This window comes from Rhodococcus sp. C-2 (genome assembly GCF_027854095.1).
Classification (GTDB): Bacteria; Actinomycetota; Actinomycetes; order Mycobacteriales; family Mycobacteriaceae; genus Rhodococcus_F; species Rhodococcus_F qingshengii.
In genome coordinates, this window is the sequence record NZ_JAQGFI010000009.1 from 188,043 (window position 1) to 212,936 (window position 24,894).

Here is a 24,894-nt window from a genome sequence, read left to right on the forward strand (position 1 = left end):
AACCTGGTGCCCTCGTCTTCCTGTGTGGGATGCTCGAAGAACAGTCGATAAATGGGGCGATGCGCCATGGTGTTCATTCGCGGAATCCGAGCGACGGCGGTGCTGGCGCTTCTGATCTGGGTGGGAGCCTGCTCATGGTTCTCCGACGACGGGGCGAACTGTTGTCTCCCACATGGGGCGATCGGCGCCCGATACATCTCGATCGGCGGGGAAGACGGTCCGCTCGGTCGCTGCGTCAACGGCGAAGAGGAACGCAATGGTGGACAAATCCAGCAATTCGCCGATGGAGCCATCTACTGGACGGAGTCCACCGGTGCCTGGGAGGTCTACGGGCAGATCGGGGAAAAGTACGCCGCGGTCGGAGGTCCGACGTCGGGAGTCGGTTGGCCCATCAGCGGTGAGCTGAGCACACCCGACAATTCGGCACGGTTCAACAGGTACGAGCACGGCAACATCTACTTCTCGGAAGCCGGTACCCATCCCGTCTACGGGGCGATCTTCGACGCGTGGGGCGTCAAGGATTCGAGAGTGGACGCTTCGGGCTACCGACATCCGACGAGTTCGAGGTGCCGGACGGTCGGCAAACCAACTTTCAAGGTGGATGGATTCGCTGGGTGAGCGGCACCGGTCAGATTCTCACCTCGTAGAAAACCGGCTGCATGAGGCCCATACCGCTTGTTGGTGTTGGCCCAAGCTCAGACGCGACCGTCTCCGTTCCACAACCACGGTGCGGGTCCGCGCACAACGGCATGACCACCGCGGGCGGACGCGTGGCTCGCACACAGGCTGAAGACAAATCACAAACGGACACTTCTTCCGAGCAAAAATGCCGCAATTCGCCATGAACAACGCTGCGCGGAAAAACTTCTCAATCTCGATCAGACCTCAGTTGGCCTCCATGCACGTTCAGCGTGCCCACCACTGGCGCTGTTGCTCCCAGGCATTGATCTCCCCGCTCTTGAAGGTGACGCATTGGCAGCGCTTGTCCTTCTCCCGCGGCACGCTTGGCAGGTTGCTCACAGCTCGAACGGAAGTCGACGGGGTGCATCAATTGACATCGAGGTGGCCGAACGCCGCAATCGCGCTCCACGACAACACCACCGCGATCGCGGTGAGGACGACGAACGCAGAAACGGACACACCTTCGACGAGTTGATTGTCCCCGACCGCGTAGAAGAACGGAGAGACCAGTCTGGCCGGACGAAGCCAGACCACAACGGGCGCAAGCGAATTGATCAGATACGCAGCTGCAGCGATCATCGATGCCACGCCCAACGCTATCGGACGACTTCCTGTCGACACGCCGATCAGCATCGCCAGCGCCCCGAAATCGATACCCAGCAACAGCAGGGACACCGTGACACCGATCAGCGCACCTGTGCCGATCCGTACGTCGAATCCGCGTCCGGCGAACACACAGAACGCGATCACCAGCGACACCGGCACCGCGACCAGCCACATTGCCGCGACCTTCTGCAGCGCGATTCGGGTGCGGCTCAGCGGCAGGGTCACGACCAGTCCGAGGGTCCCGTCTTCATTCTGACCGGCGATGCACGACGCTCCATAACCTATGTTGAGCAGCAGAATGATCAGGGGCAAGAAGTTGGCGTACAGATTCGCATTCAACCATCCCGATGCCGACGTCAGCGGTCCACTGATACCGAACAGTGCTGCAACGGTGGAGTTTTCCGAGGTGAACTGATCGAGTCCGGTTTCGTGCTGAAAGGCCGGGTACAGCGCGACGATGACGAGGGCGTAGACAGCCATTCCGAGCGAATAGCCGACGATGGATCGTCGCCGGAGCAGTAGATCGAGCCGGACGACGTCAGTGGACATCCGGCATCCCAGAATCGGGGGTCCTGCGGTAGTAGCTCAAGAAAAGTTCGTCGAGGTCCGCATGCCCCGCGGCGATGTCCACCGCACCCTGATCGGCTGCCGTTCGCAGCAGCGGCGCCACCGGGCCGGTGACCGTCACTGTGATCCGGCCGCCCTCGTAGGCGCGCACCTCAACGCCGTCGAGCCGGGCGAACACCTCCGGGCGGGCATCGTGGTCGAAGCGCAGTTCGATCGATCGCGGCGAACTTCGACGCAGGCTCTCGACGCTGGCGGTAATCACCACACGCCCTTCTCTCAGGATGCACACTCGCTCGACGAGCCGCTGCACCTCGTCGAGGTCGTGTGAGGAGAACAAGATGGTCCGCCCTTCCTTCGTGGTCTCGTGCACCAGGTCCGCGAATTCGTCCTGCATGAGTGGATCGAGCCCGGATGTCGGCTCGTCCAAGACCAACAGCTCGGGTCGGTGCATGAACGCCATCACAAGCCCGATCTTCTGTCTGTTTCCTTTCGACAAGGTGTGGGTCGGCCGGTCGAGCTCGGCACCGAACCGATCCACCAACTGGTCCCGGTACCCCAGATCAGCCATTCCTCGGATGTGTGCGAATCTGTCGAGGTGCTCGCCTCCGGTGAGACGGGGATGCAACGTCACTTCGCCCGGTAGATAACCGATCCGGTGCAGGATCTGTGCGGCTTCGCGTGTCGGATCGAGCCCGAACACCCGCGCCAGCCCCGACGTCGGTCGATACAAGCCGAGGAGGATCCGAATGGTCGTGGACTTACCTGCACCGTTCGGGCCCAGGAACCCGAACACCTCCCCGGTCTCGATGCCGAAATCGACATCGACGATTCCTCGGCGAACACCGAACTTCCGGGTGAGGTGCTCGACGCGGACAATCGGTGCCCCGCTCGCGGTCACTCTCGAATGATACTGCTCCGAACCCGCCACTCGAACGAAACATCACCCTCGTGTGCAGCATTCGACGACGCGGCGAAGGCTGAAGTTCTTGATGCGTTGACCCCGCGCCATCTTGCGTCGCGCCGAGAAGCGAGTGCGATCGGCGAAACCTGACCAGCAGAAGAGCTGATTCGGAGATACTCCTGTCGTCACCACCAGTGAGTGAAAATCCCATTCGCGCGTGCACCTACCTGCCACGGCCGGGTTCTGGCGTCAGTTTGCTGGTCCCGAGTGGAAGGGAACAGCACACGTGTCCACGGGCAGTACATCGACCTCATAGAGGACGGCAGCTGTTCTCATCGGCGGTTTCTGATATCACCAACCCTGAGGTGGCCCGCCGGGTTCGCCGCGAGGTACGTCATCCGGCGGGCCGTGCATGTCGCCGGCCGCCACGGATGGCGACATGCGTTTGGGAGTGCCCACCCGGCGTGCCGTCGGGGACGCCGGGTGGGCTGGTGCGCGCCGCAGTCCGGGGAGACGGACGCGCAGTTCAGACGGCCCGCCGGCTCCTACAGGTGACGAGACTCCGACGGACCGATACACACCCGAGCTGAACAGGCACCGGGCATGCAATCCAGGTGGTCCGCTGCAAGCACGCAACTGCGGGGGGTGTACTCACTGCGGACCGTGGGCAGCCTAACCCGCCACCACCGCCGGGTAAAGGCAATCAAAAGGCGCGGCGGCTCCAGAGCGCGGGATTGACGTTTATCGTTCCTGGTCAAGCACTTTCGGTGTTCAGCGAACTTTTCCGTGCCCTAGCGGCGCGCCGGACGGATGCGTCAACGTCGCAGTCCAGGCGATGACGGCGATGACAGAGCCCAGAATGGCTGCGGGCACGATGTACTTCGGCCAACGGTCCATGCACGTCAGCGTAGCGGCGCAACCCTGGGCGGCGCGAGCGAGAAAATTCGTAAGCCTGCGCAAACACTGTCACTACTAGGGCGACCCACCCCCGGCGAGTGACAGCCGGTAGGCAGGCCGTGCGCGGCAGCCCCGAACTCGTATGACTGTCTTGCCGCACCGTACGAGTAGCCGGATATCGGAAATCGAAACTCCGGCCGAGAAGTATCTGGTCGGGGTTTTCCTCGAACATCGTCGACGCCGAGCACACAGCCCATGACGCATGGGCCCTTCTGCTGAATCGAAAATCGGCGAAGAAGATTCACGGAGGCGGGCTTCGTTTCGACCAGGGATCTAGAGCAGGTACGGACTGCCCCAGGCCCGCCACCCGGTCCCGATCGGTCGTCACCAGCAGCCAGACGTGTCGGTGCAAGCACTGGCCGGGCCGCCGTCTCGCCCGGCGGACGGGTACAGCCCGGTCAGCCAATTCCCCGGGCAGCAAGACATTCGGCGCAGACCGCCTGCTCCTTGGATGCTCAGCATTCACCACTCGCTGCGGCACGCAGCGCTGCGATGATTGCTGCTTGTTCGGGAGGGGTGGCGTTCTTCCACGATCTGACGGCGGTTGCTTGGATCATTGCCAGCACCGCGTCGACATCGCCGCCGAATGTCATCACCGTGGGTCGGACGTCGGTGCAACTCTGGGCGAGTTCTGCCGCCGAGATCTCGAGCGGGACGTTGACTGCGGTTGTCAGTCCTTCGGGGGTGACTTCGTAGGTTTCTGTACCGGGAGATGGATGAGCGATTCGCGAGTGCGGCGCAGCAGGTTGCATCGATGCCACCACGGTAGGCCGACTTCTTGTCATCTGGCCGGTCTCCGCGCCAGCAACCTCGTTGTTCGGATCGCCGCTCGTCGAGCACGACATCGTCAACGCTGCTGGAATCAGAAGCGCGCTGAACAGTCGGACGATGCGTCGCCGGACGAGAGTGCCGCGGTGTGCTGGAGGAAGTGTTCGGTCCGATTTTCTGTTCACGGTCGGTTCCCCGTCATGTCTTGCCCTCGGGAAAGGGCGTGCAGGTAGCGGCGTTCCCACATGCTTTCGCGCCGATACGATCGAATGCGCTTCGGCCAAGGGGTGAAGATAGCGGACGAGTGAAATCCGAGGATCGGGCAGCAACGCGCAAGCGACCCGACGAGTGGACTCGTGTCTCCGCTACAGGATGAGAAACAACATCGCCACAAGGACAACGCATGACATTGCTGCCGCTAGCGGCACCAGGATAGGCGCAGTGTCGTGATCATTCATGCGTTCTCTGCCGCTGCCTCATCAGAGCCGAAACTCTATCCCGGCAGGAGAGTGTCCGGCAACATATCCCGGCTGTGGGCATCTCGTCTGTCGAAGTCTGGCGAGACCACTATGAAGAAATGAGAAGTACCTGTCCTAGCATCCCATTCTCGTATCGCAACGAAGGCACTTCCTCACCGGATCCATCGGCTGCGATTTGAGCAATCGCCGTACCAGCCTCTACGGTCGGACAAGCTCGAGCACGCCTACTAGTCGACATCCGTCGCCATGTCGGGTGAGCGCGATACACGGCTCCTGCGGGTGTTGTGTTCGTGCCGTGATCGTCCGATGTGGTGGCTTCCTGAGGAGGACACGTGAGCGCACTGAAAGAAGCGTGGCAGGGAATCCGAAAACCGGTTTTCGTTCCCGCGTCAATCGTCATCGTGGCCATGATCGTGTTTTCGGTGGTCTATGCAGGTACCGCGGAAGATGCGTTCGGATCCCTGAATTCAGCGATCAGCGACGGCGTCGGATGGTGGTACATCCTCACCGCCACCGGTTTCGTGATTTTCGCGCTGTACTGCGGCGTCAGCCGTGTCGGCAACATCCGGTTGGGACGTGACGACGAGCAGCCCGAGTTCGGGATGCTCTCGTGGTTCGCGATGCTCTTCAGCGCCGGTATGGGTATCGGCCTGGTGTTCTACGGAGTGGCAGAACCGCTTTCGCATTACGTGAACCCGCCGGTCGCGGGCGGGGTCGCTGGATCCACGGACGCCGCGGCCAATCAAGCGATGGAACTGACCCTGTTCCACTGGGGTCTGCACGCATGGGCCATCTACGTCGTCGTGGGTCTGGGTCTGGCGTACATGACCTACCGAAAGGGTCGCCCGCTCTCGATCCGTTGGCTGCTCGAACCGCTCCTCGGACGCGCTCGCATCGAAGGCGGTATCGGGCATACGATCGACGCGATCGCGATCATCGGCACGTTGTTCGGTGTCGCGACCTCGCTCGGTTTCGGCGTACAACAGATTTCGGCCGGCCTGGACTACCTCGGCTGGGTGGAGACCGGAAACGTGCTGACAGTCGTCCTGATCACCTGTGTCACCGGCCTGGCCACGTTCTCCGTTGTCTCCGGAGTCTCCAAGGGCCTCAAGTGGCTCTCGAACATCAACATGGTTCTCGCCGCGAGTCTCGCGATCTTCGTCCTCGTACTCGGCCCGACCCTGTTTCTGATGCAGTCCTGGGTGCAGAACCTCGGTGGATATGTCCAGGCTTTGCCTGAGCTGATGCTGCGCACGTCTCCGTTCGCCGAAGACGGTTGGGCTGGAGCGTGGACGATCTTCTACTGGGGCTGGTGGATGAGCTGGGCACCGTTCGTCGGCATGTTCATCGCGCGCATCTCGCGCGGGCGCACCATCCGCGAATTCGTTTTCGGCGTACTGCTCGCCCCCACTGTCATCGGATCTCTGTGGTTCACGATCTTCGGGGACTCCGGCATCCTGCGTCAGCGCAACGACGGCGACATGCTCACAGCGGACGGGGCAGTCGACACCAACACGACCTTGTTCCATCTTCTCGACGGTCTTCCCTTGTCCACGGTGACCAGTGTCCTCGCCATCGCAGTGGTGGTGTTCTTCTTCGTCACCTCCTCCGACTCCGGCTCTCTGGTCATCGACATCCTCTCCACCGGCGGCGATTTGGAGACACCGAAGATCACACGGGTCTACTGGTCGGTGCTCGAGGGAGTGGCCGCAGCGGTGCTACTCCTCGTCGGCGGAAGTGGCTCGTTGACAGCGCTGCAAACCGCGTCGATAGCGACCGCGGTGCCCTTCTCCATCGTGTTGGTACTCGCATGCGTATCCATGCTCAAAGCATTCCGCTACGACGTGGCCACCACCCCGCGATACCTGCGCGTCTCCTCACACGGTTCGGGCGCCACCACCGGCGAGGAACCGCTGCCGACAGAGAAAGCCCGCGGAAAACGCCACCACAGCGGCATCTCGGCCACCTTCGCCGGCCTTGCTCCCTCGACCCGGGATCTTCCGAAGCAGGACACCGACGAGCATCTCGTGCTCGCAGTACACGAGGTGTCCTCGCACTCCATCGACGTGAACCCGGCGACCGGTGCGATCGCATACTCCGGCAACGGAGTACTCGACGATCCGCTCGGCGGCGAAATCTTCGATACCCCCGAATTCGCGCAATCAGCAGAAGGACACGCCCAGGCAAACGGCCGCGACGAGACCGTCTAACTCTCCAGCTGGGAAACGAGAGAGTGCTCTCGCCAGTGCCCACCGAAAGCAGGCTGCACCCATGACGCAACAGCCGCCCCGCCCTCCTGCCGGCAAGCGGGCGCTCTTCGCACGTGGCTCCTGGACCGAAACGGCGCGTATCGCTGCCCTGTTGCGCGGAGAAACCGTCGGAGGCGCTCTGTTGCTGGCGGCCACGGTCGTGGCGCTCGTCTGGGCGAATTCGCCGTGGTCGAACGCCTACGACGCACTCTCCGAATTCCGGATCGGCCCCAGCGTATTGGGGTTGAATCTGCCGTTGGAGACCTGGGCAGCAGATGGACTATTGGCGATCTTCTTCTTCGTGGTCGGGCTCGAACTCAAACGTGAGTTCGTCGCCGGCGATCTGCGTGATCCTGCCCGCGCAGCGCTTCCGATAGCGGCCGCGGTCGGCGGCATGCTCATGCCGGCACTCATCTTCGTCCTGGTCAACCTTCGGACCGGGGACGGGGCGCTGTCCGGGTGGGCCATCCCGACAGCAACCGACATCGCGTTCGCCGTCGCGGTGTTGGCAGTGGTGAGCACGCACCTTCCCTCGTCCCTGAGAACATTTCTGTTGACCTTGGCTGTGGTGGACGATCTTCTCGCCATCACTGTCATCGCGATCTTCTACACCGACGATCTCGATGTCGCGATGTTGGGGGCAGCCCTGATTCCGCTGACTTTGTTCACCGTGGCAGTGCAGAAGAAGGTGCGGTCGTGGTGGGTTCTCCTACCGCTCGCCGCCGCGACCTGGGTACTGGTACACGAATCCGGTATCCATGCCACCGTGGCCGGAGTGCTCCTCGGGTTCGCAGTCCCAGTCGTTCGCAGCAGGGCTGCCGGGGGCCCGGATGCGGGACCGGGCTTGGCGGAACACTTCGAACGCCGCATCAGACCTGTCTCGGCGGGTTTCGCGGTACCGGTGTTCGCGTTCTTCGCGGCCGGAGTCACAGTCGGCGGAATATCCGGACTGACCAGTGCTCTGACCGATTCCGTTGCGCTGGGCATTATTGCAGGATTAGTGGTCGGCAAAACGGTCGGAGTGTTCGGCACGACCTACCTTCTCTCCAGGTTCACCCGGGCCGTACTCGATGAAGGTTTGTCCTGGATCGACGTCTTCGGGGTGGCGATTCTGGCGGGCATCGGCTTCACGGTCTCGTTGTTGATCGGCGATCTCGCCTTCGGTGCCGGCTCTGTGCGCGATGACCATGTCAAGATCGGTGTTCTCGCCGGCTCCGTTCTGGCTGCTCTGTTGGCGTCGATCGTGCTTCGTCTGCGTAACCGCGCATACCGGATCATCGCCGAGAACGAGGCGCGCGACGACGACGGTGACGGTATCCCCGACGTATATCAGTCGACCGATTGAATTCGGCTACCACAACGGCATCGGGGGAATCACCGGTTCATGACCGAAATTTCTTGCGCCACTGGATCGGGTAAGCGGTAGCATCGATCAGTTGCTGCCGCTGCCGCGCGCGAAGACCTCCGAGGCGGCGTGCACTGTCAATTCCAATACCCTCCAGCATATGCTGTGCGCCAACAGGTCCCACGCCGGGCAGCGATTTCATCAGGTCCACGACTTTGATGCGGGCGATGATCTCGTCACGACCTGCGGCATCGAGAATATCGCGTACATCGATTTCGCTGCATTTGAGTTGTTGAAGCATTCGTGCACGCGTACGGCGGGCGTGTTGGGCGTTGACGACCCCGAGGCGGCGTTGTCGATCGGTCAGCGGTGGCGGTCTCACAGTTATCCTCGGTGTGCGGCTATTCTCGTACCGCCGGAACCCCATCTCGCGGGTTCTCGAAAATTCGAACAGCTTGCGCGACAACTGAATAGGCAACAGAGGGAACCTGGGCTTCAGTAGGCAGTGCCGACAGCTTCTCCTTGGTCAATGCCGAATTCAGTGCCCGCAGCGGTGTCGCCGCCCGACCCATCCAGGGCGAAAAGACCTCCACTGCGCTCGTATGAGGAACACCGAGACGCCCCACTTCGTCGACGACCTTGTCGAAGGTCAACCACACCTGTTCGTCGAGCTGTTCGGCGAAGAGGGTGTAAGCACCCCAGGTCCATTGAGCACGTTGAAGATTCGCACTCACGCTAATGAGTCCGTCAGCGGTACGACCGTGCAACTGCCCGTCCTCCCACACCCAGTCGATCACGGGGTCGGGTTCGGTTGGCCTGTGCGGTGTGGACATGTCGATCGCGTTCGCTCTCATCGTTTCCTTGCGCTCATGCAGGTGCTTCGGGAGCGCAGAAGGTTGGCGCTGCGCCCCTCGGACTGGCGATCATGCAACCACGTTTGACGGTCGGTGTGAACCGAGGAAACGCGCTCTGAGGCGCACGCGTCCGACGTTTGCGCAGGTATGCCCGATTTTCGTACAGCTCAAATCGATATCCGACTGTGACATTGTCACCCATCGCATGTCCCTTCGCGGTCAACATCGTTGCCGGGAACAGCATTTGGACGGAATGGATGTGAACTACGGCGGCCGTGGGGCCCGATGCACGGCCCGTGTTAGGTTCGAACCGAAGATCGCCTGTCTCCGTCGAGCAGCAGTGCACAATGCTCGATCGGCGGCAACGGCGTCACGAGAAACACCGACCTGGGCGCAACGGACCTCGGCACAACGGGAAGGCTCGATTCATGACACGTATGCACTTTCGCGGCACATCTGTGCGACGATCGTCGCTCGCACTGGCCAGTGGTGCGATGATTTTGACTGCCGTCACGGGGTGCACTTCGACCGATAACACCGACAGTGCCGATCATCTGCAGTCCTTGCAGGACAAAGGCGCGATCACGGTCGGTTTTGCGGGTGAAGCCCCGTACAGCTTCGAGGAGAACGGCCAGCTCACCGGCGCAACCGTGGCGTTGCACCGCGAAATATTCTCCCGGTTGGGCATCGACACGGTCGAAGGAGTCAACGCCGACTTCGGCTCTTTGATCCCGGGACTGCAGGCGAACCGCTTCGACGCCGTGAGCGCCGGCATGTCCATCCTTCCCAAACGGTGCGAGCAGGCCGCGTTCGGCGACCCCGAATTCAACTACACGACGGCGCTGATGGTTCCCACCGGCAACCCGAAGAACCTCACGGACATGGAATCGGTCGCCGCATCCGGTGCGAAACTGGCCACCATGACGGGGGCGATCGAGTCCGACTACGCCGACACGTTGGCTATTCCCGCCGTCCAGGTGGCATCGCCGCAAGACGGGATGGACGCCGTTACCTCCGGCCGTGCGGACGTGTTCGCGTTGACCGCCATCTCGTTGAACTGGATGAAAAACAACAACCCCGGCGCCGCCGTCGACGTCACCGATTCCTTCGTCGCTACGATCAACGGAAAGCCGCAGGTCGGGGCAGGTGCGACCGTCTTCCGTACCGATGACACCGAACTTCGCGAGGCCTACAACGCGGAACTGGCGAAAATTACCTCGGACCCGCAGAAATATCTCGAGATCGTCGGTCCCTTCGGTTTCACGGAAAAGGAACTCCCGGACCCGGAACTGACCACCGACAAACTGTGCTCGGGTACCGCCTGAGATAGACGGTAGTTCCCGGTGAGTACGAATCTCGATGCTCTCGTCGAGGCGTGGCCTCGTATCATCGGCGGTGTCGTCGTCACCACCGAACTGACTCTCGGCGGCGCAGCCTTGGCCTTCGGGCTCGCACTCGTCCTCGGCTACGCCGTAGGTGCGCACAGTCGGTGGATCAGGTATCCGGCGCGGGTGGTGATCGAGTTCTTCCGCGGCACTTCCCTGCTCGTACAACTGTTCTGGCTTTTCTACGTACTTCCGTTGTTCGGGTATCAACTCGAACCGATGTTGTGCGGAGTTCTGGCGCTCGGTCTGAACTACGGCGCGTACGGCGCCGAGGTGGTTCGGGGAGCGATGGCGGCTGTACCGATCGCGCAGAAGGAAGCATGCATCGCCCTGGGTTTCTCACCGTGGCTGCAGGTACGCAAGGTCCTCTTCCCTCAGGCTTGGGTACAGATGGTCCCTCCGCTGACGAACCTGCTGATACAGCTCCTCAAAGGAAGCGCCCTGGCCAGTTTCATCCTGCTTCAGGACCTGACTTATCAGATCGAGCAGCTGCGCCGCGGGACCGGCGACACGATCTTCGCGTTCGGCGTGGGACTGATCATCTACTTCGTTCTTGCGTATGCGTTGACGTTGGTGATGAACGTGGTCGAGATCCGTGCCAAACGCCGACTCGGTCTCGGGCCGTCGCTGCGAGAAGTACTCAGCATCAAGCCCGACCGAGGCGATGAACTCGTAGGAGTGGGGCGATGAGCGTCGAATGGAGTTGGCAACGCGCCGCTGACGCACTCCCGCTCCTGATCGACGGCTTCACGATCACTTTGCTGGCGACAGTGCTCGGAATGGCAATCGCATCGGTTCTCGGTTTGGTGATTGCGGTCACTCGCCGCACCTGCCCTGCGTACGTGCGAGTTCCCCTGCGCTGGATCACCGAGTTCATCCGGCTGACCCCGCTCGTCGTCCAACTCCTGTTCGTGTACTACTTGCTTCCGCAATTTTCCGCGCTGCAGATCGGTATCGCGGTTCTGGGTGTCCACTATTCGACGTATATGGCCGAGGTGTACCGCGCAGGAATCGAAGCGGTTCCCGCCGGACAATGGGAGGCTGCGCGAGCCCTGTCTCTTCCGACGACGAGAACGTGGCGAGCTGTGGTTCTTCCGCAGGCGGTACGCGCCACCCTACCGGCGCTGGGAAACTACGCGATTTCCATGTTCAAGGACACACCGTTCCTCTTCGCCATCACGGTGGTCGAATTGGTCACCGCTGCACAGCAATACGGAGCAAGAACCTTTCAATATCTGGAGCCGATCACGATGGCAGGAATGATCTTCCTCCTCGCCAGCTACCCCACGTCCGTGCTCATCCGACAAGTGGAGAAACGTCTTGCCTACTGACGAGAACACCCGCTCGGCGATTTCGTTCGAGCACGTGGTCAAACGATTCGGCACGCACACCGTGCTCGATCACCTCGACATCGCGATCGAGCGCGGGGAACGCGTCGCATTGATCGGGCCGAGTGGATCGGGGAAGACCACCATACTGCGGATCCTGATGACACTCGAGAAGATCGATTCCGGACTCGTACGTGTCAACGGCCAACCGTTCTCCCACGAAATCAAAAACGGCAAGTTGGTGCCCGCCGGTGAACGACACCTACGCGCCGCTCGGTCCAAAATCGGGATGGTGTTCCAACAGTTCAACTTGTTTCCGAACATGACTGTCCTGGAAAATATCACCGAAGCACAAATACACGTTCTGCGCCGAAGCAAGGCCGAAGCAGATGCCCGCGCCCGTGAACTCCTCGCCCTCGTCGGGCTCGCCGACAAAGAACACGCCCACCCGAACACACTGTCGGGAGGTCAACAACAACGCGTGGCCATAGCCCGAGCATTAGCCATGGACCCCGAAATCCTCTTGCTTGACGAAGTCACCTCGGCTCTCGATCCGGAATTGGTCGCCGACGTCCTCGACGTACTACGAACAATCGCTGCCACCACGGACATCACCATGCTCATCGTCACCCACGAAATGGGGTTCGCGCGCGATGTCGCCGATCGAGTACTGGTCTTCGACGCCGGAAAGATCGTCGAGGAGGGCCCACCGGAACAGATTTTCGACTCCCCCACCCAGGACCGCACGCGCACGTTCCTCAAAGCGGTCCTCAAGCATTGATCGCCCGGTATGCCGTCACCGCAATCCACAGCTCCGGCCGTGGGCGGGTCATCTCGATATCGTCCAGACCGCAAGAACCACCAACGCCACCACGACCAGGACGATCGCCGTTGTCGTTTCGGCGGGATGCGCGTTGATCCACTCGCTCATCGCACGATTCGACATTGACGACGTATCGACCATGTGCGTATCCCTTCGAACGGAGATCAATCGGTCAGAGGCAGAACAGGATCCACCCGTGCAGTATTTCCGTTGATGTCTGTTTCACCGTATCGCTGACACCCGCACACGCGAGAATCTCAACGCCAATGACCACCCGTGGAGCGTCTCACACCATCGACGCCGTATTCCTCACGGATCGACCTTCAGGTGCCATGTTGCGAAGTGAATTGCTCCAAAGGGAAAAAGTGCACAGGTCCACGAGATGCTACCGAGGAGGAGAACGTCATGCAGCTCGCTCTCGCAACGCCAACTCAACGAGCACGCACGTACCGCGTCGAAACCTCTTCGATCGCAAGCTTTCTCGTGATCGCCGCAGTGGTCATGGCCTCCCTGGCTGTTGTACTCGCGCTCGACGTCGGCGAACCCGATCATGACACGACCGGCGCGCAGCCATGGCTGCGCTGGCCGGCAACGATCATCGTGGGCGGCCTCGCCGCAGTACTGCTGGGTGCATGCTCGCGGTACCTGTTCGTGCGCTTACACCCAGTACCGACACTGGTGAACACACCGTTGCATGCGGTGGTGACACGTCCGCCCGGCGGCCAGGCAAGGAGCCGGAGTCGAGGTGTTTCACATCGACGTCGCCCTGGACAACGACCGCTCGGTCGCATCGATTGCGGATGCCGTAGCGCCGAGCTCGATCGGCCAGTTTTCGGTCGGCTCTCGCTGGCAGGTCTACCCCCTCTCAGACGACGCCCGCTGGGTTGCATTGAGTGAGAGCCACCACGAGATCATCCGCTACAGGTATCTGATCCACACCCCCACCAGCAGGAACCGACCTCACCTGTTGGTCGAGCGCCCCGGCCCATGTTCGGACCTCGCACACCGTGATGCGACCGACGTGAGTTGACATCGCCCGGGCAGTATCGACTACCTGCGGGCGGCGAGAAACTCCGGTCTCGGTGCAGCACCGCAGTAAGGCGGCGCGAGCGCATTGTCGACGCTGTTGAAGACCACGAAGATGTTCGCACGAGGTACGGGCGAAATATTGCCCGCGGACGCGTGGAGCAGATTGCTGTCGAACAGTGTCATCGAACCGGCAGGTCCGGTGACGACCTCGATGCCGTGCTGATCGTACTGCTCGGAGATCATCTGCTCGTTCGGGACACCGACTCGGGGGATCTCGTCGACCAAGGATTCTTCGAAATACCGTGGCGGGGTGGCGCCGGCGCATTGCAGGAAGGTGCGGTGCGAGCCGGGCATGACCATCAAGGGGCCGTTGAAATGGTGGTTGTCGGTCAAGGCGATCGAGGCGCTGACCGCGCGCGGGGAGGGCATCCCGTCTTCGGCATGCCAGGTTTCGAAATCGGCATGCCAGTAAAAAGCGCCACCTCGGAAACCTGGCTTGTAGTTCAGGCGACTCTGGTGAACGTACACCTGCGATCCCAGAATCTCTGCTGCGATGCAGGCGGCCCCGGACTCCTCGATCGCGTCGGAGACCACCAAGCTCAGATTCGCGATGTCGAAGATGGACCGCACTGCTGATGAACCCTTTTCGCGAACGATCCGCTCGTCCCCGCGCAACTCCGGTTCTTCACCGAGTCGCACGACCTCGCTCAGACATCCCCGCACCTGGCGGTCGTCGAGCACTCGGTCGCGATGTGTGAACCCGTTGGCCTCGAAGTCTGCGTACCGAGTACGCATCTTCGGATCCCAGAGAACAGGGTCGGGGCGTTGATACGCACTCGGCGACGCCATCACCCGCGTGTGGTACCGGTCGGCGGCAACAGCCATCAGTACGAACTCCCATCCTCGCGCTGCTCGAATCCCGTCTCCGGCATCGGCGGACACCGACACTGTAGGTGATGCCCACGGCGCAGACACCGGCCGGACAAGCGATTCGCGTACTGCCTCATCGTTTATAACACCTACCCGCGGTAGTTCTCAAATCGCTTGGACTCCAACGACTTTCTCTGCTATTTCAAAGCATCCGTCGAGCCGGCTCGGGTCTCGGCTACGCCCGGAGGATCCGATCGAGTTGGATTGTCTAGGGTAAATGGGGGGTGAGTCGGGTGTCTGGTCAGCAGGTAGGTCAGTGCTGCCCGAACAATCCAGGAGAACGCGATGCATCACCCCATTCGAAGCCGAACCTGCACCCGGCCAGCGTCGAGCGAGCCCTCGAACGTGGACGAGAGTTGAAGCAGATCGACAGCGACACCCATCGACCTTCAACAACAGATACTTATTGCCGTCGTCAGGGAAACTGGCCGATGGGTGCTCGCCCACAGTTCCGATACAAAATCTGCTGCGGTCGCATTCCTCGTAGTCGAACGGCTACTCGCCCCCGCCTCTGGTCGAAGATTGTGACCGCCACATGGGCTCCGCGACCATGACGTCGACACGGCCGAGCGCCGCCACCTGAACGTCCGGCGGTCAGGAGACTTCGCAGACGGCCCACGCGGCTGGAAATCCACAAGGCAGCAAAGGCCGGCCCCTGGCCTTACCATCTCACCCACACCAGCTCTCTCACCACTGACCGACCGGGCCTGACCTCGGCACTGCGATCTGGAATCCGATCACCGGGTCCGGGTCGGCGCCGACCGCCTGAAACGATGTCCCCTATGAGTCACTTCGGTTCATGGGTGCAAGCACAAATTGATCTCCGCGGATATGGGAGCGTCAAGGAAGCCGCCCATGCCCTCGGTATATATCCATCGGTGTTACGTCAGTGGATGTCGATTGTTCGACGGCCCTCACACGGCGTCGTGCGCCGTGCGGCCGACGCCTTCGACGTCCACATCCAAGAGGTCCTCGTAGCCGCCGACTACATGACCGAGGAGGAGTCAGGGCTCGTGGACGCAGTTCCAGCATCAGTGCGACACTTCACCATCGGGCAAATGCTCGAAGAAATCGGCCGCAGAACCGAAGGACGGTAGTTCACCTACCTGTCGGGTACGAATAGCGCAGCAGATGCAGCCGATTTCAGAATCCAGGCGAAACTGCTGAGCACCAGTACATTCCGAAGACAAACCGCACAGCCGGATCTTTGATCCAAAGTCCTAGTACCTCCAGAGCGACCTCGTTCGATGTCCTCACTGGATCGGTCCACGAAATTCCAGGTCAGCGAAGAAGATGAGACAGTCGAGGGACGTGGATACACCCGACCCCGGATTGGAATAACGCCAACGATGACCCTCACCGAACAGCTACACAACTGTCAGCATCTGCTGGAACGAGCACAACTGGCGGGTGATGCCGACGCCGTGCGCCGCTTCTCTGAGCACCGACGCACACTGGTTCAGCAAATAGCTGACGAAAGTACACACACTCGACACAGTCAGGGCTCGTCTCTGGACTGAGATTCGCGCGAAACGGGGCGCCAGAGCAGGTGGTGCGCTGAGCGTGACAGACCACCAGAATCCGTCTCAGCATCGCCGAATGCTGCTGATCCCGATTTACGTTCAGATAAGTTGACAGAGCCGTTGCGGGTATACCGCGAGTGGTGCTTGATCGACGAATGAGCACTGCCACGAATCTCAAGGATGCGGCGGCGTTCGATGGTGTCGTGACATCTGGACCGGTTGGGTCGTTCGCTCCCCCACCTGCTGCAGACCGTCGAAGATCTCGCCGCCCGCACCGTCGGCTTCAAATCGTTGACCGAAGCGATCGACACCACCACCTCCGGTGGCAAACCCTTCTTCTCCATCTTCGGTGCTCTCGCGGAATTCGAACGCAACCTCATCCGGGAACGGACTCGAGTGGGTCTCGCCGCCGCCAGGACGCGTGGCCGTACCGGCGGCCGGCCACCGAAGAAGACGTCGACGAAACTCGCGCAGGCACGCTGGTTCCGACATCACCGAATCTTCGACAAGGAAACATGAATCTTCTTGTGCAGAAACAGGGTTGAAAACAGCGACCACGGGGGCATGGGGACGCAGCTTTCGTCTCTGAATCCCCTGACGGATATTGTCTGCGTGGCAGATCGAACCCGTCCGTAAGGTTTCACGAACCCGCTCAATACGAGAAGTTGGGCTAGAAAACTGCGACTGACCGCACCGTCACGGACCAGACGCGACACGTTGCCAACCGGGAGGGGCAACTCTCGCCGCCACCCGAATCGACATGTAGCTCGTTGCGCTCGCTGACAGGCGCACCCGTGTTCGAAGATGCTCAGGGCTCGAACGGCAATAGAAGTTCGGATTCGAGTTCCAACCTCCAGTACGGATCATCGGTGCGCGTTCCGAATTCCGCGCCTTGAGGGCTGCTTTCCAGGATCTGCGCGTCGTCGCCGCCCACCGCAGAAATCACCGCAGACGATTGATTCTCACGCGGATCGAACACAACTTGGACTTGCACCAGATCGGAGACCCGGATCTGTCGTTGCGCAGGTTCACCGGCGTTGTACGCCTCGGCGAATGCTCGGGCCTTTCCTTGGTCATCCACGAGAGTGGCAGAGAATCGCCCATCGGTCACTACCGCGCTGCCCGATGCGGACTGTCCGTAGTGCTTCTCATCGCCAAATCCGAAGTATTCGATTCGAGAGAGTGTTATCGCCAGGCGAGCCCCGTCTGGTAACGGGACGGCACCGGACACGTTCACCGTCCGACCCTCCGCAGCGACGGCGGCAGTCAACACAACAGGTGGAGCGTCGGTAGCCGCTGAAGGTTTTCCGGCAGCAGGCGCCGGCGCCTCGTCACGGACATGGGGACAGAACTCGGTGCGCGCATAGTCGTTGAGACGCTGAGCATCCGATAATTCTGCGCCACTGAATACGTCCTCGTTGACGGAGTTTTCCCACGACGTTTCGCCGGCACCGATATCTCGGCAGAGCAGCACGATCGCGTAAGCGAAATCCTCGCGCTGTTCCTGATTCATCGGAACCGACTTGCTGATTCCGTACCCGGCTTCGTCACCGACGATCCCGAGAGCTGTCACCATCCCTGGTGTCACGCCGGCACGCTCGAGCGCCGCGCGCACCGAACCGTCACTGCCCGCGGAAGTTATTGGGGAAAAAGAATTTTCGCTAACGGTGTCGGCCGGAGCGGTCGAACCCTCCTGACTGTGTCGATCTTCGTTTCGGGCCGTCGACCACGCGTTGAGGAGGTATGCCGCCACCACGACCGCGGCGGCCAGCCACAGGAGCCCTCGCCAGTTGACCTTTCCCGCGGATGTGGGGGACGGAGCGTGCTGCGCAACGTAGGCTGGATTCCTGTCCCACCCCCGCCTCTGCTCATTCCACAACCATTCCTGTTGTGGTCGCTGCCCGCCGGGACTCTGCTCCGCGCTCATGAATTCCGTTCTATCTGCAACGCCTACTGATTCCTCGAGCGTCATGTTATTTCTTTACGACTCAGTGTTCCTATTCGGGGAATGATGCCATTGTCGGCTTACTACAGCTCCGCGAAGGCAAATATTGGTTTCAGAGTGTTCGGGTCGAAATCCGGTAAAAGGTGCGTTTGCCCAGTGAGCCTGCCGATGACATGTCCATCGGTATGCGCCCACACTGTACGGTCTTCATTTACTGAAGCTCGCTCAGATGCACGAATGAAGTTTTGATTGATTGTCGGGCTTCTTCGGTAGTGTCTTCCCCGTTGTCTCCATTCGCGCAGAGGAAAAACCCTTGACCGATGTCTCCGCAGATCAGATTGCTCGCGAACTTCGATTGACCCCAGAGCACATGCTCACCTTGCGGGCGCTACAAGCGCGGATGCTGCGCCGCGATTGGGAAGACGCACGCAAACCCAGCGCCCGCAGCACAAAGCAGGATCGACTGCAGCGTTTCGTCGCCGCCGCAATCAACGAGGTGCTCACCTCCGGCGCGCTACCACCAGCACTGGCAGAGGAGTTAACTGCCTACGCGCACAAGCATTTTCTCGACCAACTCCACGGACTCACCTCACTGGCACCCACGCTCGCGCAGAAAGTACACCCTCGATCCGCGTCGGTGGTGATCCTCGCCGAACTCATCACCTTCAGCCCCTGGACCGACGCAACGACATGGGGACCCGGAGTACGAAAAGCCGAACTCCGCACTGCAGCCGACGATCTCACCGCTCTACGCACAACCGATCTCGAGACGATGACCGAAGAGTTCGAAAGTTTGATGAAAGCGCTGCGCCGCAAGTCGATCAAATGGGGCAGGGTCGCCGCCGTCTCCGTCATCGGAGTCGGAGCCGGCGCTCTCACTGCCGGGTGGGCGGCTGCACCGATCGGTGCAGCCATCGGCGGCACGATGGGACTGACCGGCGCCGCTGCGGTCTCAGCAGGGTTGGCGATGCTCGGCGGCGGATCCCTCGCCGCCGGCGGCTTCGGCGTCGCAGGCGGGACACTACTGCTCACCGGTGTCGGCGGGCTCGCCGGCGCCGGTGTCGCCGCCGCCGGAGTGCGCTACACCCCGTTAGGTTCGCAAGCGATCGCAGGCGAAGCCGTCAAACTCGACCTGGTTGCCCGCATGGTCCTCGCCGATGCCCCGGACCGGGACGAGAAGATGCGGCGCGTCGTCGAAAGCCTGCAGGAGCGACTCAACGACGTCACCGACCGCATCGGGCTGCTGGTCGAGACGATCAACACACTCAAACAGGAAAAAGCAGCCACCACCGCCGAAAACACCGAACTACGCGCACGAGTGAAAGACCTCGAAGCCGAACTGATCGAGACCAAACAGGCGCAGACGACCCTGGAGTTGGTCCGCGAGCGTCTACCCGAAAAGATCATCGCGTGAGCGAGGACATCGAGCGCAATCTCGACACCCAGTCACGTCGACTCACCGACATCGAAAACCTCATCCGGGCAACCCTCGACGATCAGGAACCGTCAGCACCACTCACACCAGGTCCCCGGCGCCAAACCTATGACGAACTCACGACATTCAACGACGAACTTCGCGGACGACGCGATTGGACCGACGTCGACCTTGACGCGGCACTGACCGAGGGGCTCTGTCAACTTAACTGGGCCGTGAGTCAGGGATGATGGTCGCATGAGTCGTGGAGACGAAACGCGGGTGGATTCGACGCGGTCGCCGTACAAACGGCACCGCTATTCCGCGGACATCATCGCGCATTGCGTGTGGCTGTACTACAGGTTCGCCTTGAGCTTGCGCGACGTCGAGGAGTTGATGCTCGCCCGCGGCATCGTCGTCTCGCACGAGACGATCCGCACGTGGTGCGCGAAGTTCGGACCCGAATACGCGCGTGGCCTGCGTCGACGCGCTCCCGAACCTGGCGATAGATGGTTTCTGGATGAGGTGTTCGTCAAGATCGGTGGTATCCGGCACTACCTGTGGCGGGCGGTCGATCAGGACGGGAACGTCCTCGACGTCCTGGTCCAGTCACGACGCAACGCGAAGGCAGCGAAACGCTTCTTCGGCAAGCTGATGCGCAAGCAGGGCCGGGTGCCGAGGGTGCTGGTGACCGACAAGCTCGCCAGTTACGTTGTGGCGCATCGGGAGTTGATGCCATCGGTCGAACACCGGCGCTCGAAGTACCTCAACAACCGGGCCGAGAACTCGCACCAACCCACCAGGCAGCGCGAACGGGCAATGAAGTTCTTCCGCTCGCCCGGTACGGCGCAACGGTTCCTGGCGGTGTTCAGCGCGATCTCGCCGCACTTCCGACCCGGTCGGCACAAACTCGCCGCGAGCGATTACCGTTCCGAAATGACCGACCGATTCGCCACCTGGAACGACGTGACTGGCGTACCCGCCGCCTGAACTCGGTGTCCCACCAACAGAACCCGCCCAAGCGTGAACGAATGCTGTTGATTCCCAGTTGCGTTCAGTTAAGTTGACAGAGCCCTCCACACGACGAACGGTCGACGACGACAACCCTCGCTGCTGTATCCATCGGCCGACGCTCGCCCACCCGAGAGCGGCGCAAGCCTCGACGACGATGTAGAGGCTTCCCAGGACCGCGAGTTGGTATGCAACCGGAGCGGCCGATTCGGTCGTGAACTGCGGCAAGAACGCGGTGAACAGAAGCAGTGCCTTCGGATTGGCTGCTGCTGTGGTGAACTCCTGAATCACCAACCGAGAGCGACCACTCACCGATGACACAGGGCTGGCCTCGATCCATGTCCATCGACTGGGCCGGGTCTGCCAGATCACCCAGATACCGAGTGCCAGAAGGTAGGCGACGCCGAGCCACTTGAGTACCTCGAACAGGTGTTGTGATTGCGCGAGCACGGTACCCAAGCCGGCCACGACCAGAGTGAGCATGATCGCGAAGGCCACGAAGCGGCCAACCAATGCTGCTGTCGCCGCGCGGACACCGGATCGGAGACCGTTACGGAGCGCGAGAAGGTTGTTCGCCCCGGGCGATGCCGCGACCACGAGCGCCGCAGGAATAAAAGCTAGAAGCTGGCCGGTGGACAACATGGCTCAGGACGCACTTTCGTGATCTTCGAGCCCGACCGCTAGTCGTAATTCTTTGAGGTCTTTGTCGAGTTCGGGGTGCTCTTTCGAGAGCTGCTTCATTAGGTCGGCGAGGCCGTCTGCGATGGCATTGAGTTTGTGCTGAACGGCGTCGTCGGAGCGTTTCTGTGTGTTTTGGAGCAACGCCACGAGGAGGAATGTGACGATGGTGGTGACGGTATTGATGATCAGTTGCCAGGTGTCGATAGTGCCCAACAGGAAGAATGAGGGAGCCCAGAGCACCACGATCACCACGAAAAACCATGCCTGCGAGGTGCGTGCACTGACGTAGGTGGCGAATCGGTCGAAGACGGAGAGTTTCGTCGATACCTCGGATGGAAATATCACCTCCGCTTTCGCCGGCGAGTTCTCGCTCGTTGCCTTCTCGTTCCCACTGTTCATCTGATTGTCCTCTCGCCGGAACATCTTCGAGCACCGCTCACCATCGTCCCGGGGCGCTCGTCCTCTATGTCTACATCGCCGCTCATCCGGTCCATCAGCCTGGGGTGGCCCTGGCATCGTCAAATCTTGCGCTACAGAACGTAGTTCAGGAGTTGCTGGCGGCGGGTCGGACCGGCACGATTGTCCATGGCAGCCCAGACATGCGACCGGGTGCCGGTCCATGCGCGACGGTGAGCCCACCAGCTCCGACGCGCAGCATCCGCGCTGCGCCTGCGCTCGGTGGTGATGCCCAGGCAGTTCGGAGGGCAAACATGGCACCGCGGGCGCATCTTGCTGCAGGTTCGCTTCGTCGTCGAGATCATCGTCGTCGAGGGCATTGAGCACCGGCCGGGATCTGAAGTGACGCTTTCGGCTATGTCCGATATAGCTGCTGTATAAAGCCCAGAGTTGGGTGAAGAACGAAAGGGACATGCTGCGCCGGACGACATGGGTGTGGGGCCGACGACGAAATCCGGTGCACTGCAACGATTGGGAGGATTCCTCTCTTGCCGCGCCGGCGATCAGTGGAAGTCGTCGAATGCATGGCGGCGAACCCGGCGCCATTGCCCCGACCTCGGAATTGCGTCTCTCCCATAACCTTTCCGGCGACCGGCCTCATGTCGCCGAGACGTTGGAGGTGATCCGCACTTCGGTCGGCTCGTTCGGTAGCCGGCACCGCATGGTCGACACCAGGGGAACGACGCGCTGGGTGGTGGTAGTCGGCGAACGATCGACGAGTCCGGCGAGATCATCGGCAGTTCCGGGTTCTACGTCGATGCCACCGAAATTATCGGTGACACGGTCAAGGAATCGGTGGACGAGCTGGTCGCCCGAAATCGCGGTCTCCCGCGTAGCCATCGAGCAGGCCAACGGCATGCTGATGCTCGTCTGCGCGATCTCGGCGGACCGGGCATTCGACGTCCTCACCTGGTATTCGCAGGAAACGAGCGTGAAAGTTCTGATGTCGAGGAAAGGCTTCTCCCGGGGCTGGCAACGGACTTCCACATGCCCGACGCCGCACGAAACACACTGCGACCACGTCCTGTTGGGTCTCTGACAACGGCGTTAAGCTCGATGTTTGGCGGCACTTGCGTTGGGTAGCTGAGTGCTGATCATCTTTCTCGAATGCGGCTACCAAGATCCCACTAATGGGGTTGGCTGTATCCGATCAAGTACAGGAGCAAATCTCACGTGACGTCCTTCGCGCGGGCGATCGTTTCCCCGGTCGCCGTTTCACCTTCACTGTCCGTCTCTGCATCACCGGATCAACTGCTGGTGCTGCGATCGCTGGTGCGAACCGTGGCCGCGCACTATGCGCTCTCGTTGGACGGGTTGTCCGATCTCGTACTCGCCGCCGACGAAGCAGCGACCATCCTCATCGGCCACGCCCTCCCCTCCAGCGCCCTGACGTGCACGTTCGGCGGCGACGATACCGCCGCTGTGCAGGTGATTCTCTCTGCGGCAACAACGGGTCAGATCACCACGAGCACTTCGTCCTTCGGGTGGCGCGTCCTCGAGACCCTGGCCGACGAAGTGGTCCTCGAGGAGCTCCCGCCGACCGCACCCGAGGAGAAGTGGGATGTGACAATCACACTGACCAAGGTCTTGCAGGTAAATTCTTGATCCCGCGCGCGGAGGAGGCAACGAGTAAGCGCCGGCCACCGGACAGTTGGCGTGTCTCGTCGCCGTAACCGACGACGCGTCCGATCACGAGTTGCCTTGTACCGGGGTCAACACGAGTCCACTTTTCTTGGCATCCAGCTCACGCTGCGACGGCGGTCTCGAGCGCTGCGAGGGACTGCGTCCGTCGGAGCGCTTTGAGCGATTGCGCGAGCAGTCGGGAGACATGCATTTGCGAGAGACCAACCTTCTCGGCAATTTCCGCTTGGGTCAGTTCGCCGAAGAATCGGTAAAGCACGATTGTGCGTTCTCGTTCAGGAAGTGCGAGTAGTGCCGGTCGGAGCGTTTGTTGGTTGTCAATGCCTTCGAGGGCAGAGTCGAAGTCTCCCAAGGTGTCTGCGATCGTCCGTCCGTCGTTGACGGTTGCGGCATCGAGGGACGCCGCGTGATAGGAATCGCCGGCGGCGACGATCTCCGCGATCTCGGCAGGTTCCACTTCGAGTTCTTTTGCCAGTTCCGGCACGGTGGGTTCGCGTCCGAGGGCTTGGGTGAGGGAAGAGCGGGCCTTGTTGAGCGCGAGATAGTTTTCCTGCAACGAGCGCGGAACACGGACGTCCCAGCCGCGGTCCCGGAAATGTTTGCGCACTTCACCCACCATCGTCGGAATCGCGAAGGCTAGGAAGTCTTTGCCCTTGGCGAGATCGAAGCGGTTCACCGCACTGACCAGACCGACGCTGGCGGCCTGTACGAGGTCCTCGTGGGCTTGTCCGCGACCGCGGTATCGCAAGGCGATGTTCCGGGTCAGTGGTAGACACGACTCGATGATCTGCGCACGTAGACGCTCGCGGTGCTCGTCGTCATTCGCTATGGAAGCCATCTGTTCGAAAAGGGCCGCAAGGTACGTGTAGTCGGCGTCTCGCGTGTGGGTGCTCATGAGAATGCCAACCCCTTTCCCCTTGTCATCGCCCCGGCAGAGTGCCGAGGGACAGCGGCCCCTCGATGAGGTGAAGACACCGTCATGTTGCCGGAACGGCGTACAGATCGTGTCGCCGACATCGTCGTCTCCTTCATTTTCGGGTGTTGATCGGCAGAACGCTCCAGAAAACCATTGCCGCGGCCCGAGCGAACACAGGCCCGGAGAACGGCCCTCCGAGCGCTGAACCGACTACCTCGCCCAAGATCGCGGCAACGACAGTCACCACGACGCCATCGATCGCCTCCCGCCGCGACGTGCGAAAAACGCGGATCATCGCACCGAAAGCGCACTTTCAGCTCAGCGATTCCCAGCGCCGGGCAGGTGATGCCGTCGCCGTCGTGGGCGGTGGCCATGGCAGTGGTCATTCGCGCTCCCGAGGTGCAA

The 24,894-nt window shown here is 61.3% G+C and carries 27 protein-coding genes and 2 pseudogenes; 16 read left to right on the forward strand and 13 right to left on the reverse strand.

From position 1 onward, the window contains the following. Positions 1–66: 66 nt before the first annotated feature. Positions 67–453, forward strand: a pseudogene (locus tag PCS43_RS20270) (LGFP repeat-containing protein); the annotation flags it as partial. A 113-nt stretch (positions 454–566) separates the two neighbouring features. Further along, a complete protein-coding gene (locus PCS43_RS20275) occupies positions 567–647 on the forward strand; it encodes a hypothetical protein (RefSeq protein WP_231915129.1) in 81 nt (26 codons plus the stop codon). A 400-nt stretch (positions 648–1,047) separates the two neighbouring features. On the opposite strand, the gene PCS43_RS20280 is transcribed toward PCS43_RS20275, so the two are convergent. From PCS43_RS20280 to lpqV, 4 genes are all read right to left on the reverse strand, one after another. Continuing rightward, positions 1,048–1,836: a hypothetical protein gene (locus PCS43_RS20280; protein ID WP_064073774.1), complete on the reverse strand. Its 789-nt coding sequence runs from the start codon at positions 1,834–1,836 to the stop codon at positions 1,048–1,050. Beyond that, on the reverse strand, positions 1,826–2,752 hold the full coding sequence (locus PCS43_RS20285) for an ABC transporter ATP-binding protein (RefSeq protein WP_064073773.1): 927 nt from the start codon (positions 2,750–2,752) through the stop codon (positions 1,826–1,828). Before PCS43_RS20285 ends, PCS43_RS20280 begins: the two co-directional genes overlap by 11 nt. 774 nt (positions 2,753–3,526) lie before the next feature. Continuing rightward, complete coding sequence (locus tag PCS43_RS20290) at positions 3,527–3,652, reverse strand: hypothetical protein (protein WP_269454952.1); 126 nt, start codon at positions 3,650–3,652, stop codon at positions 3,527–3,529. A gap of 515 nt (positions 3,653–4,167) precedes the next feature. Continuing rightward, positions 4,168–4,665, reverse strand: coding sequence for a lipoprotein LpqV (lpqV, locus tag PCS43_RS20295; protein WP_064073772.1), 498 nt, complete (start codon positions 4,663–4,665; stop codon positions 4,168–4,170). Between the two features lie 626 nt (positions 4,666–5,291). Between lpqV and PCS43_RS20300 the strand changes: the two genes are divergently transcribed. Together PCS43_RS20300 and nhaA are read left to right on the forward strand one after the other, a co-directional pair. Next, entirely contained in the window at positions 5,292–7,169 is a 1,878-nt protein-coding gene (locus PCS43_RS20300; protein WP_197486146.1) for a BCCT family transporter, read from the forward strand. Between the two features lie 61 nt (positions 7,170–7,230). Next, positions 7,231–8,553: a Na+/H+ antiporter NhaA gene (gene nhaA / locus PCS43_RS20305; RefSeq protein WP_064073771.1), complete on the forward strand. Its 1,323-nt coding sequence runs from the start codon at positions 7,231–7,233 to the stop codon at positions 8,551–8,553. A gap of 37 nt (positions 8,554–8,590) precedes the next feature. Here nhaA and mihF read toward each other — a convergent pair whose 3' ends face one another. Both mihF and PCS43_RS20315 read right to left on the reverse strand, forming a co-directional pair. Next, positions 8,591–8,980 (reverse strand): integration host factor, actinobacterial type, encoded by a 390-nt coding sequence (gene mihF, locus PCS43_RS20310; RefSeq protein WP_064073770.1) that lies wholly within the window; start codon positions 8,978–8,980, stop codon positions 8,591–8,593. After that, complete coding sequence (locus PCS43_RS20315) at positions 8,955–9,386, reverse strand: hypothetical protein (RefSeq protein WP_054801232.1); 432 nt, start codon at positions 9,384–9,386, stop codon at positions 8,955–8,957. Before PCS43_RS20315 ends, mihF begins: the two co-directional genes overlap by 26 nt. Positions 9,387–9,835: 449 nt before the next feature. Between PCS43_RS20315 and ehuB the strand changes: the two genes are divergently transcribed. From ehuB to PCS43_RS20340, 5 genes are all read left to right on the forward strand, one after another. Then, positions 9,836–10,732, forward strand: a complete 897-nt coding sequence (gene ehuB / locus PCS43_RS20320; protein ID WP_064073794.1) for an ectoine/hydroxyectoine ABC transporter substrate-binding protein EhuB — start codon at positions 9,836–9,838, stop codon at positions 10,730–10,732. Between the two features lie 18 nt (positions 10,733–10,750). Next, positions 10,751–11,482 (forward strand): ectoine/hydroxyectoine ABC transporter permease subunit EhuC, encoded by a 732-nt coding sequence (gene ehuC, locus PCS43_RS20325; RefSeq protein ID WP_064073767.1) that lies wholly within the window; start codon positions 10,751–10,753, stop codon positions 11,480–11,482. Then, entirely contained in the window at positions 11,479–12,123 is a 645-nt protein-coding gene (gene ehuD / locus PCS43_RS20330) for an ectoine/hydroxyectoine ABC transporter permease subunit EhuD (RefSeq protein ID WP_064073766.1), read from the forward strand. The genes ehuC and ehuD overlap by 4 nt, the downstream gene beginning before the upstream one ends. Next, entirely contained in the window at positions 12,113–12,901 is a 789-nt protein-coding gene (gene ehuA / locus PCS43_RS20335; protein WP_064073765.1) for an ectoine/hydroxyectoine ABC transporter ATP-binding protein EhuA, read from the forward strand. The genes ehuD and ehuA overlap by 11 nt, the downstream gene beginning before the upstream one ends. A gap of 447 nt (positions 12,902–13,348) precedes the next feature. Further along, the gene (locus PCS43_RS20340) at positions 13,349–13,840 is read left to right on the forward strand and encodes a hypothetical protein (RefSeq protein ID WP_141695798.1); all 492 of its coding nucleotides are present in this window, start codon (positions 13,349–13,351) and stop codon (positions 13,838–13,840) included. Positions 13,841–13,993: 153 nt separating this feature from the next. Here the strand turns inward: PCS43_RS20340 and PCS43_RS20345 are convergent, their stop codons facing one another. Continuing rightward, on the reverse strand, positions 13,994–14,857 hold the full coding sequence (locus PCS43_RS20345; RefSeq protein ID WP_058227917.1) for a phytanoyl-CoA dioxygenase family protein: 864 nt from the start codon (positions 14,855–14,857) through the stop codon (positions 13,994–13,996). A gap of 938 nt (positions 14,858–15,795) precedes the next feature. On the opposite strand from PCS43_RS20345, the gene PCS43_RS20350 reads away from it, so the two are divergent. Beyond that, on the forward strand, positions 15,796–15,999 hold the full coding sequence (locus PCS43_RS20350; RefSeq protein WP_231915127.1) for a hypothetical protein: 204 nt from the start codon (positions 15,796–15,798) through the stop codon (positions 15,997–15,999). Between the two features lie 645 nt (positions 16,000–16,644). After that, complete coding sequence (locus PCS43_RS20355; protein WP_434784314.1) at positions 16,645–16,944, forward strand: recombinase family protein; 300 nt, start codon at positions 16,645–16,647, stop codon at positions 16,942–16,944. 289 nt (positions 16,945–17,233) lie between these two features. Here PCS43_RS20355 and PCS43_RS20360 read toward each other — a convergent pair whose 3' ends face one another. Continuing rightward, positions 17,234–18,352 carry a hypothetical protein gene (locus PCS43_RS20360; RefSeq protein WP_156525002.1) on the reverse strand — a complete coding sequence of 373 codons (1,119 nt, stop codon included), beginning with the start codon at positions 18,350–18,352 and terminating at the stop codon, positions 17,234–17,236. A 331-nt stretch (positions 18,353–18,683) separates the two neighbouring features. On the opposite strand from PCS43_RS20360, the gene PCS43_RS20365 reads away from it, so the two are divergent. From PCS43_RS20365 to PCS43_RS20375, 3 genes are read left to right on the forward strand one after another with little or no spacing between them, the layout of a single operon-like run. Then, positions 18,684–19,784, forward strand: coding sequence for a hypothetical protein (locus PCS43_RS20365; RefSeq protein WP_156525001.1), 1,101 nt, complete (start codon positions 18,684–18,686; stop codon positions 19,782–19,784). Further along, a complete protein-coding gene (locus PCS43_RS20370; RefSeq protein WP_064073760.1) occupies positions 19,781–20,035 on the forward strand; it encodes a hypothetical protein in 255 nt (84 codons plus the stop codon). The genes PCS43_RS20365 and PCS43_RS20370 overlap by 4 nt, the downstream gene beginning before the upstream one ends. 7 nt (positions 20,036–20,042) lie before the next feature. Beyond that, positions 20,043–20,774 carry an IS6 family transposase gene (locus PCS43_RS20375; protein WP_156525000.1) on the forward strand — a complete coding sequence of 244 codons (732 nt, stop codon included), beginning with the start codon at positions 20,043–20,045 and terminating at the stop codon, positions 20,772–20,774. A gap of 117 nt (positions 20,775–20,891) precedes the next feature. Here the strand turns inward: PCS43_RS20375 and PCS43_RS33500 are convergent. The 3 genes and pseudogenes from PCS43_RS33500 to PCS43_RS20385 all read right to left on the reverse strand — a co-directional run. After that, positions 20,892–21,437: pseudogene (locus PCS43_RS33500) on the reverse strand (LysE family translocator); the annotation flags it as partial. A gap of 3 nt (positions 21,438–21,440) precedes the next feature. After that, positions 21,441–21,875: a low affinity iron permease family protein gene (locus PCS43_RS20380; protein WP_064073792.1), complete on the reverse strand. Its 435-nt coding sequence runs from the start codon at positions 21,873–21,875 to the stop codon at positions 21,441–21,443. Positions 21,876–22,529: 654 nt separating this feature from the next. Beyond that, the gene (locus tag PCS43_RS20385; protein ID WP_231914993.1) at positions 22,530–22,841 is read right to left on the reverse strand and encodes a hypothetical protein; all 312 of its coding nucleotides are present in this window, start codon (positions 22,839–22,841) and stop codon (positions 22,530–22,532) included. Between PCS43_RS20385 and PCS43_RS33505 the strand changes: the two genes are divergently transcribed. Next, positions 22,795–22,971, forward strand: coding sequence for a hypothetical protein (locus tag PCS43_RS33505; RefSeq protein WP_442972512.1), 177 nt, complete (start codon positions 22,795–22,797; stop codon positions 22,969–22,971). The two genes, PCS43_RS20385 and PCS43_RS33505, sit on opposite strands and share 47 nt — an antisense overlap. A 134-nt stretch (positions 22,972–23,105) precedes the next feature. Then, on the forward strand, positions 23,106–23,537 hold the full coding sequence (locus PCS43_RS20390) for an ATP-binding protein (protein ID WP_064073759.1): 432 nt from the start codon (positions 23,106–23,108) through the stop codon (positions 23,535–23,537). A gap of 139 nt (positions 23,538–23,676) precedes the next feature. Here PCS43_RS20390 and PCS43_RS20395 read toward each other — a convergent pair whose 3' ends face one another. Beyond that, positions 23,677–24,468: a SigB/SigF/SigG family RNA polymerase sigma factor gene (locus PCS43_RS20395; RefSeq protein ID WP_054802395.1), complete on the reverse strand. Its 792-nt coding sequence runs from the start codon at positions 24,466–24,468 to the stop codon at positions 23,677–23,679. A 133-nt stretch (positions 24,469–24,601) separates the two neighbouring features. Beyond that, positions 24,602–24,733: a hypothetical protein gene (locus PCS43_RS20400; RefSeq protein WP_270923089.1), complete on the reverse strand. Its 132-nt coding sequence runs from the start codon at positions 24,731–24,733 to the stop codon at positions 24,602–24,604. Positions 24,734–24,894 lie beyond the last annotated feature (161 nt).

Coding starts and splice junctions, on each gene's coding strand:
- PCS43_RS20280 (WP_064073774.1), bottom strand. CDS start 1,836: ATGTCCACTGACGTCGTCCGGCTCGATCTACTGCTCCGGCGACGATCC.
- PCS43_RS20290 (WP_269454952.1), bottom strand. CDS start 3,652: ATGGACCGTTGGCCGAAGTACATCGTGCCCGCAGCCATTCTGGGCTCT.
- nhaA (WP_064073771.1), top strand. CDS start 7,231: ATGACGCAACAGCCGCCCCGCCCTCCTGCCGGCAAGCGGGCGCTCTTC.
- mihF (WP_064073770.1), bottom strand. CDS start 8,980: ATGGGGTTCCGGCGGTACGAGAATAGCCGCACACCGAGGATAACTGTG.
- PCS43_RS20315 (WP_054801232.1), bottom strand. CDS start 9,386: ATGTCCACACCGCACAGGCCAACCGAACCCGACCCCGTGATCGACTGG.
- ehuB (WP_064073794.1), top strand. CDS start 9,836: ATGACACGTATGCACTTTCGCGGCACATCTGTGCGACGATCGTCGCTC.
- ehuD (WP_064073766.1), top strand. CDS start 11,479: ATGAGCGTCGAATGGAGTTGGCAACGCGCCGCTGACGCACTCCCGCTC.
- PCS43_RS20340 (WP_141695798.1), top strand. CDS start 13,349: ATGCAGCTCGCTCTCGCAACGCCAACTCAACGAGCACGCACGTACCGC.
- PCS43_RS20345 (WP_058227917.1), bottom strand. CDS start 14,857: ATGGCTGTTGCCGCCGACCGGTACCACACGCGGGTGATGGCGTCGCCG.
- PCS43_RS20350 (WP_231915127.1), top strand. CDS start 15,796: ATGTCGATTGTTCGACGGCCCTCACACGGCGTCGTGCGCCGTGCGGCC.
- PCS43_RS20360 (WP_156525002.1), bottom strand. CDS start 18,352: ATGAGCGCGGAGCAGAGTCCCGGCGGGCAGCGACCACAACAGGAATGG.
- PCS43_RS20375 (WP_156525000.1), top strand. CDS start 20,043: ATGAGTCGTGGAGACGAAACGCGGGTGGATTCGACGCGGTCGCCGTAC.
- PCS43_RS20380 (WP_064073792.1), bottom strand. CDS start 21,875: ATGAACAGTGGGAACGAGAAGGCAACGAGCGAGAACTCGCCGGCGAAA.
- PCS43_RS33505 (WP_442972512.1), top strand. CDS start 22,795: ATGCTCGTCTGCGCGATCTCGGCGGACCGGGCATTCGACGTCCTCACC.
- PCS43_RS20395 (WP_054802395.1), bottom strand. CDS start 24,468: ATGAGCACCCACACGCGAGACGCCGACTACACGTACCTTGCGGCCCTT.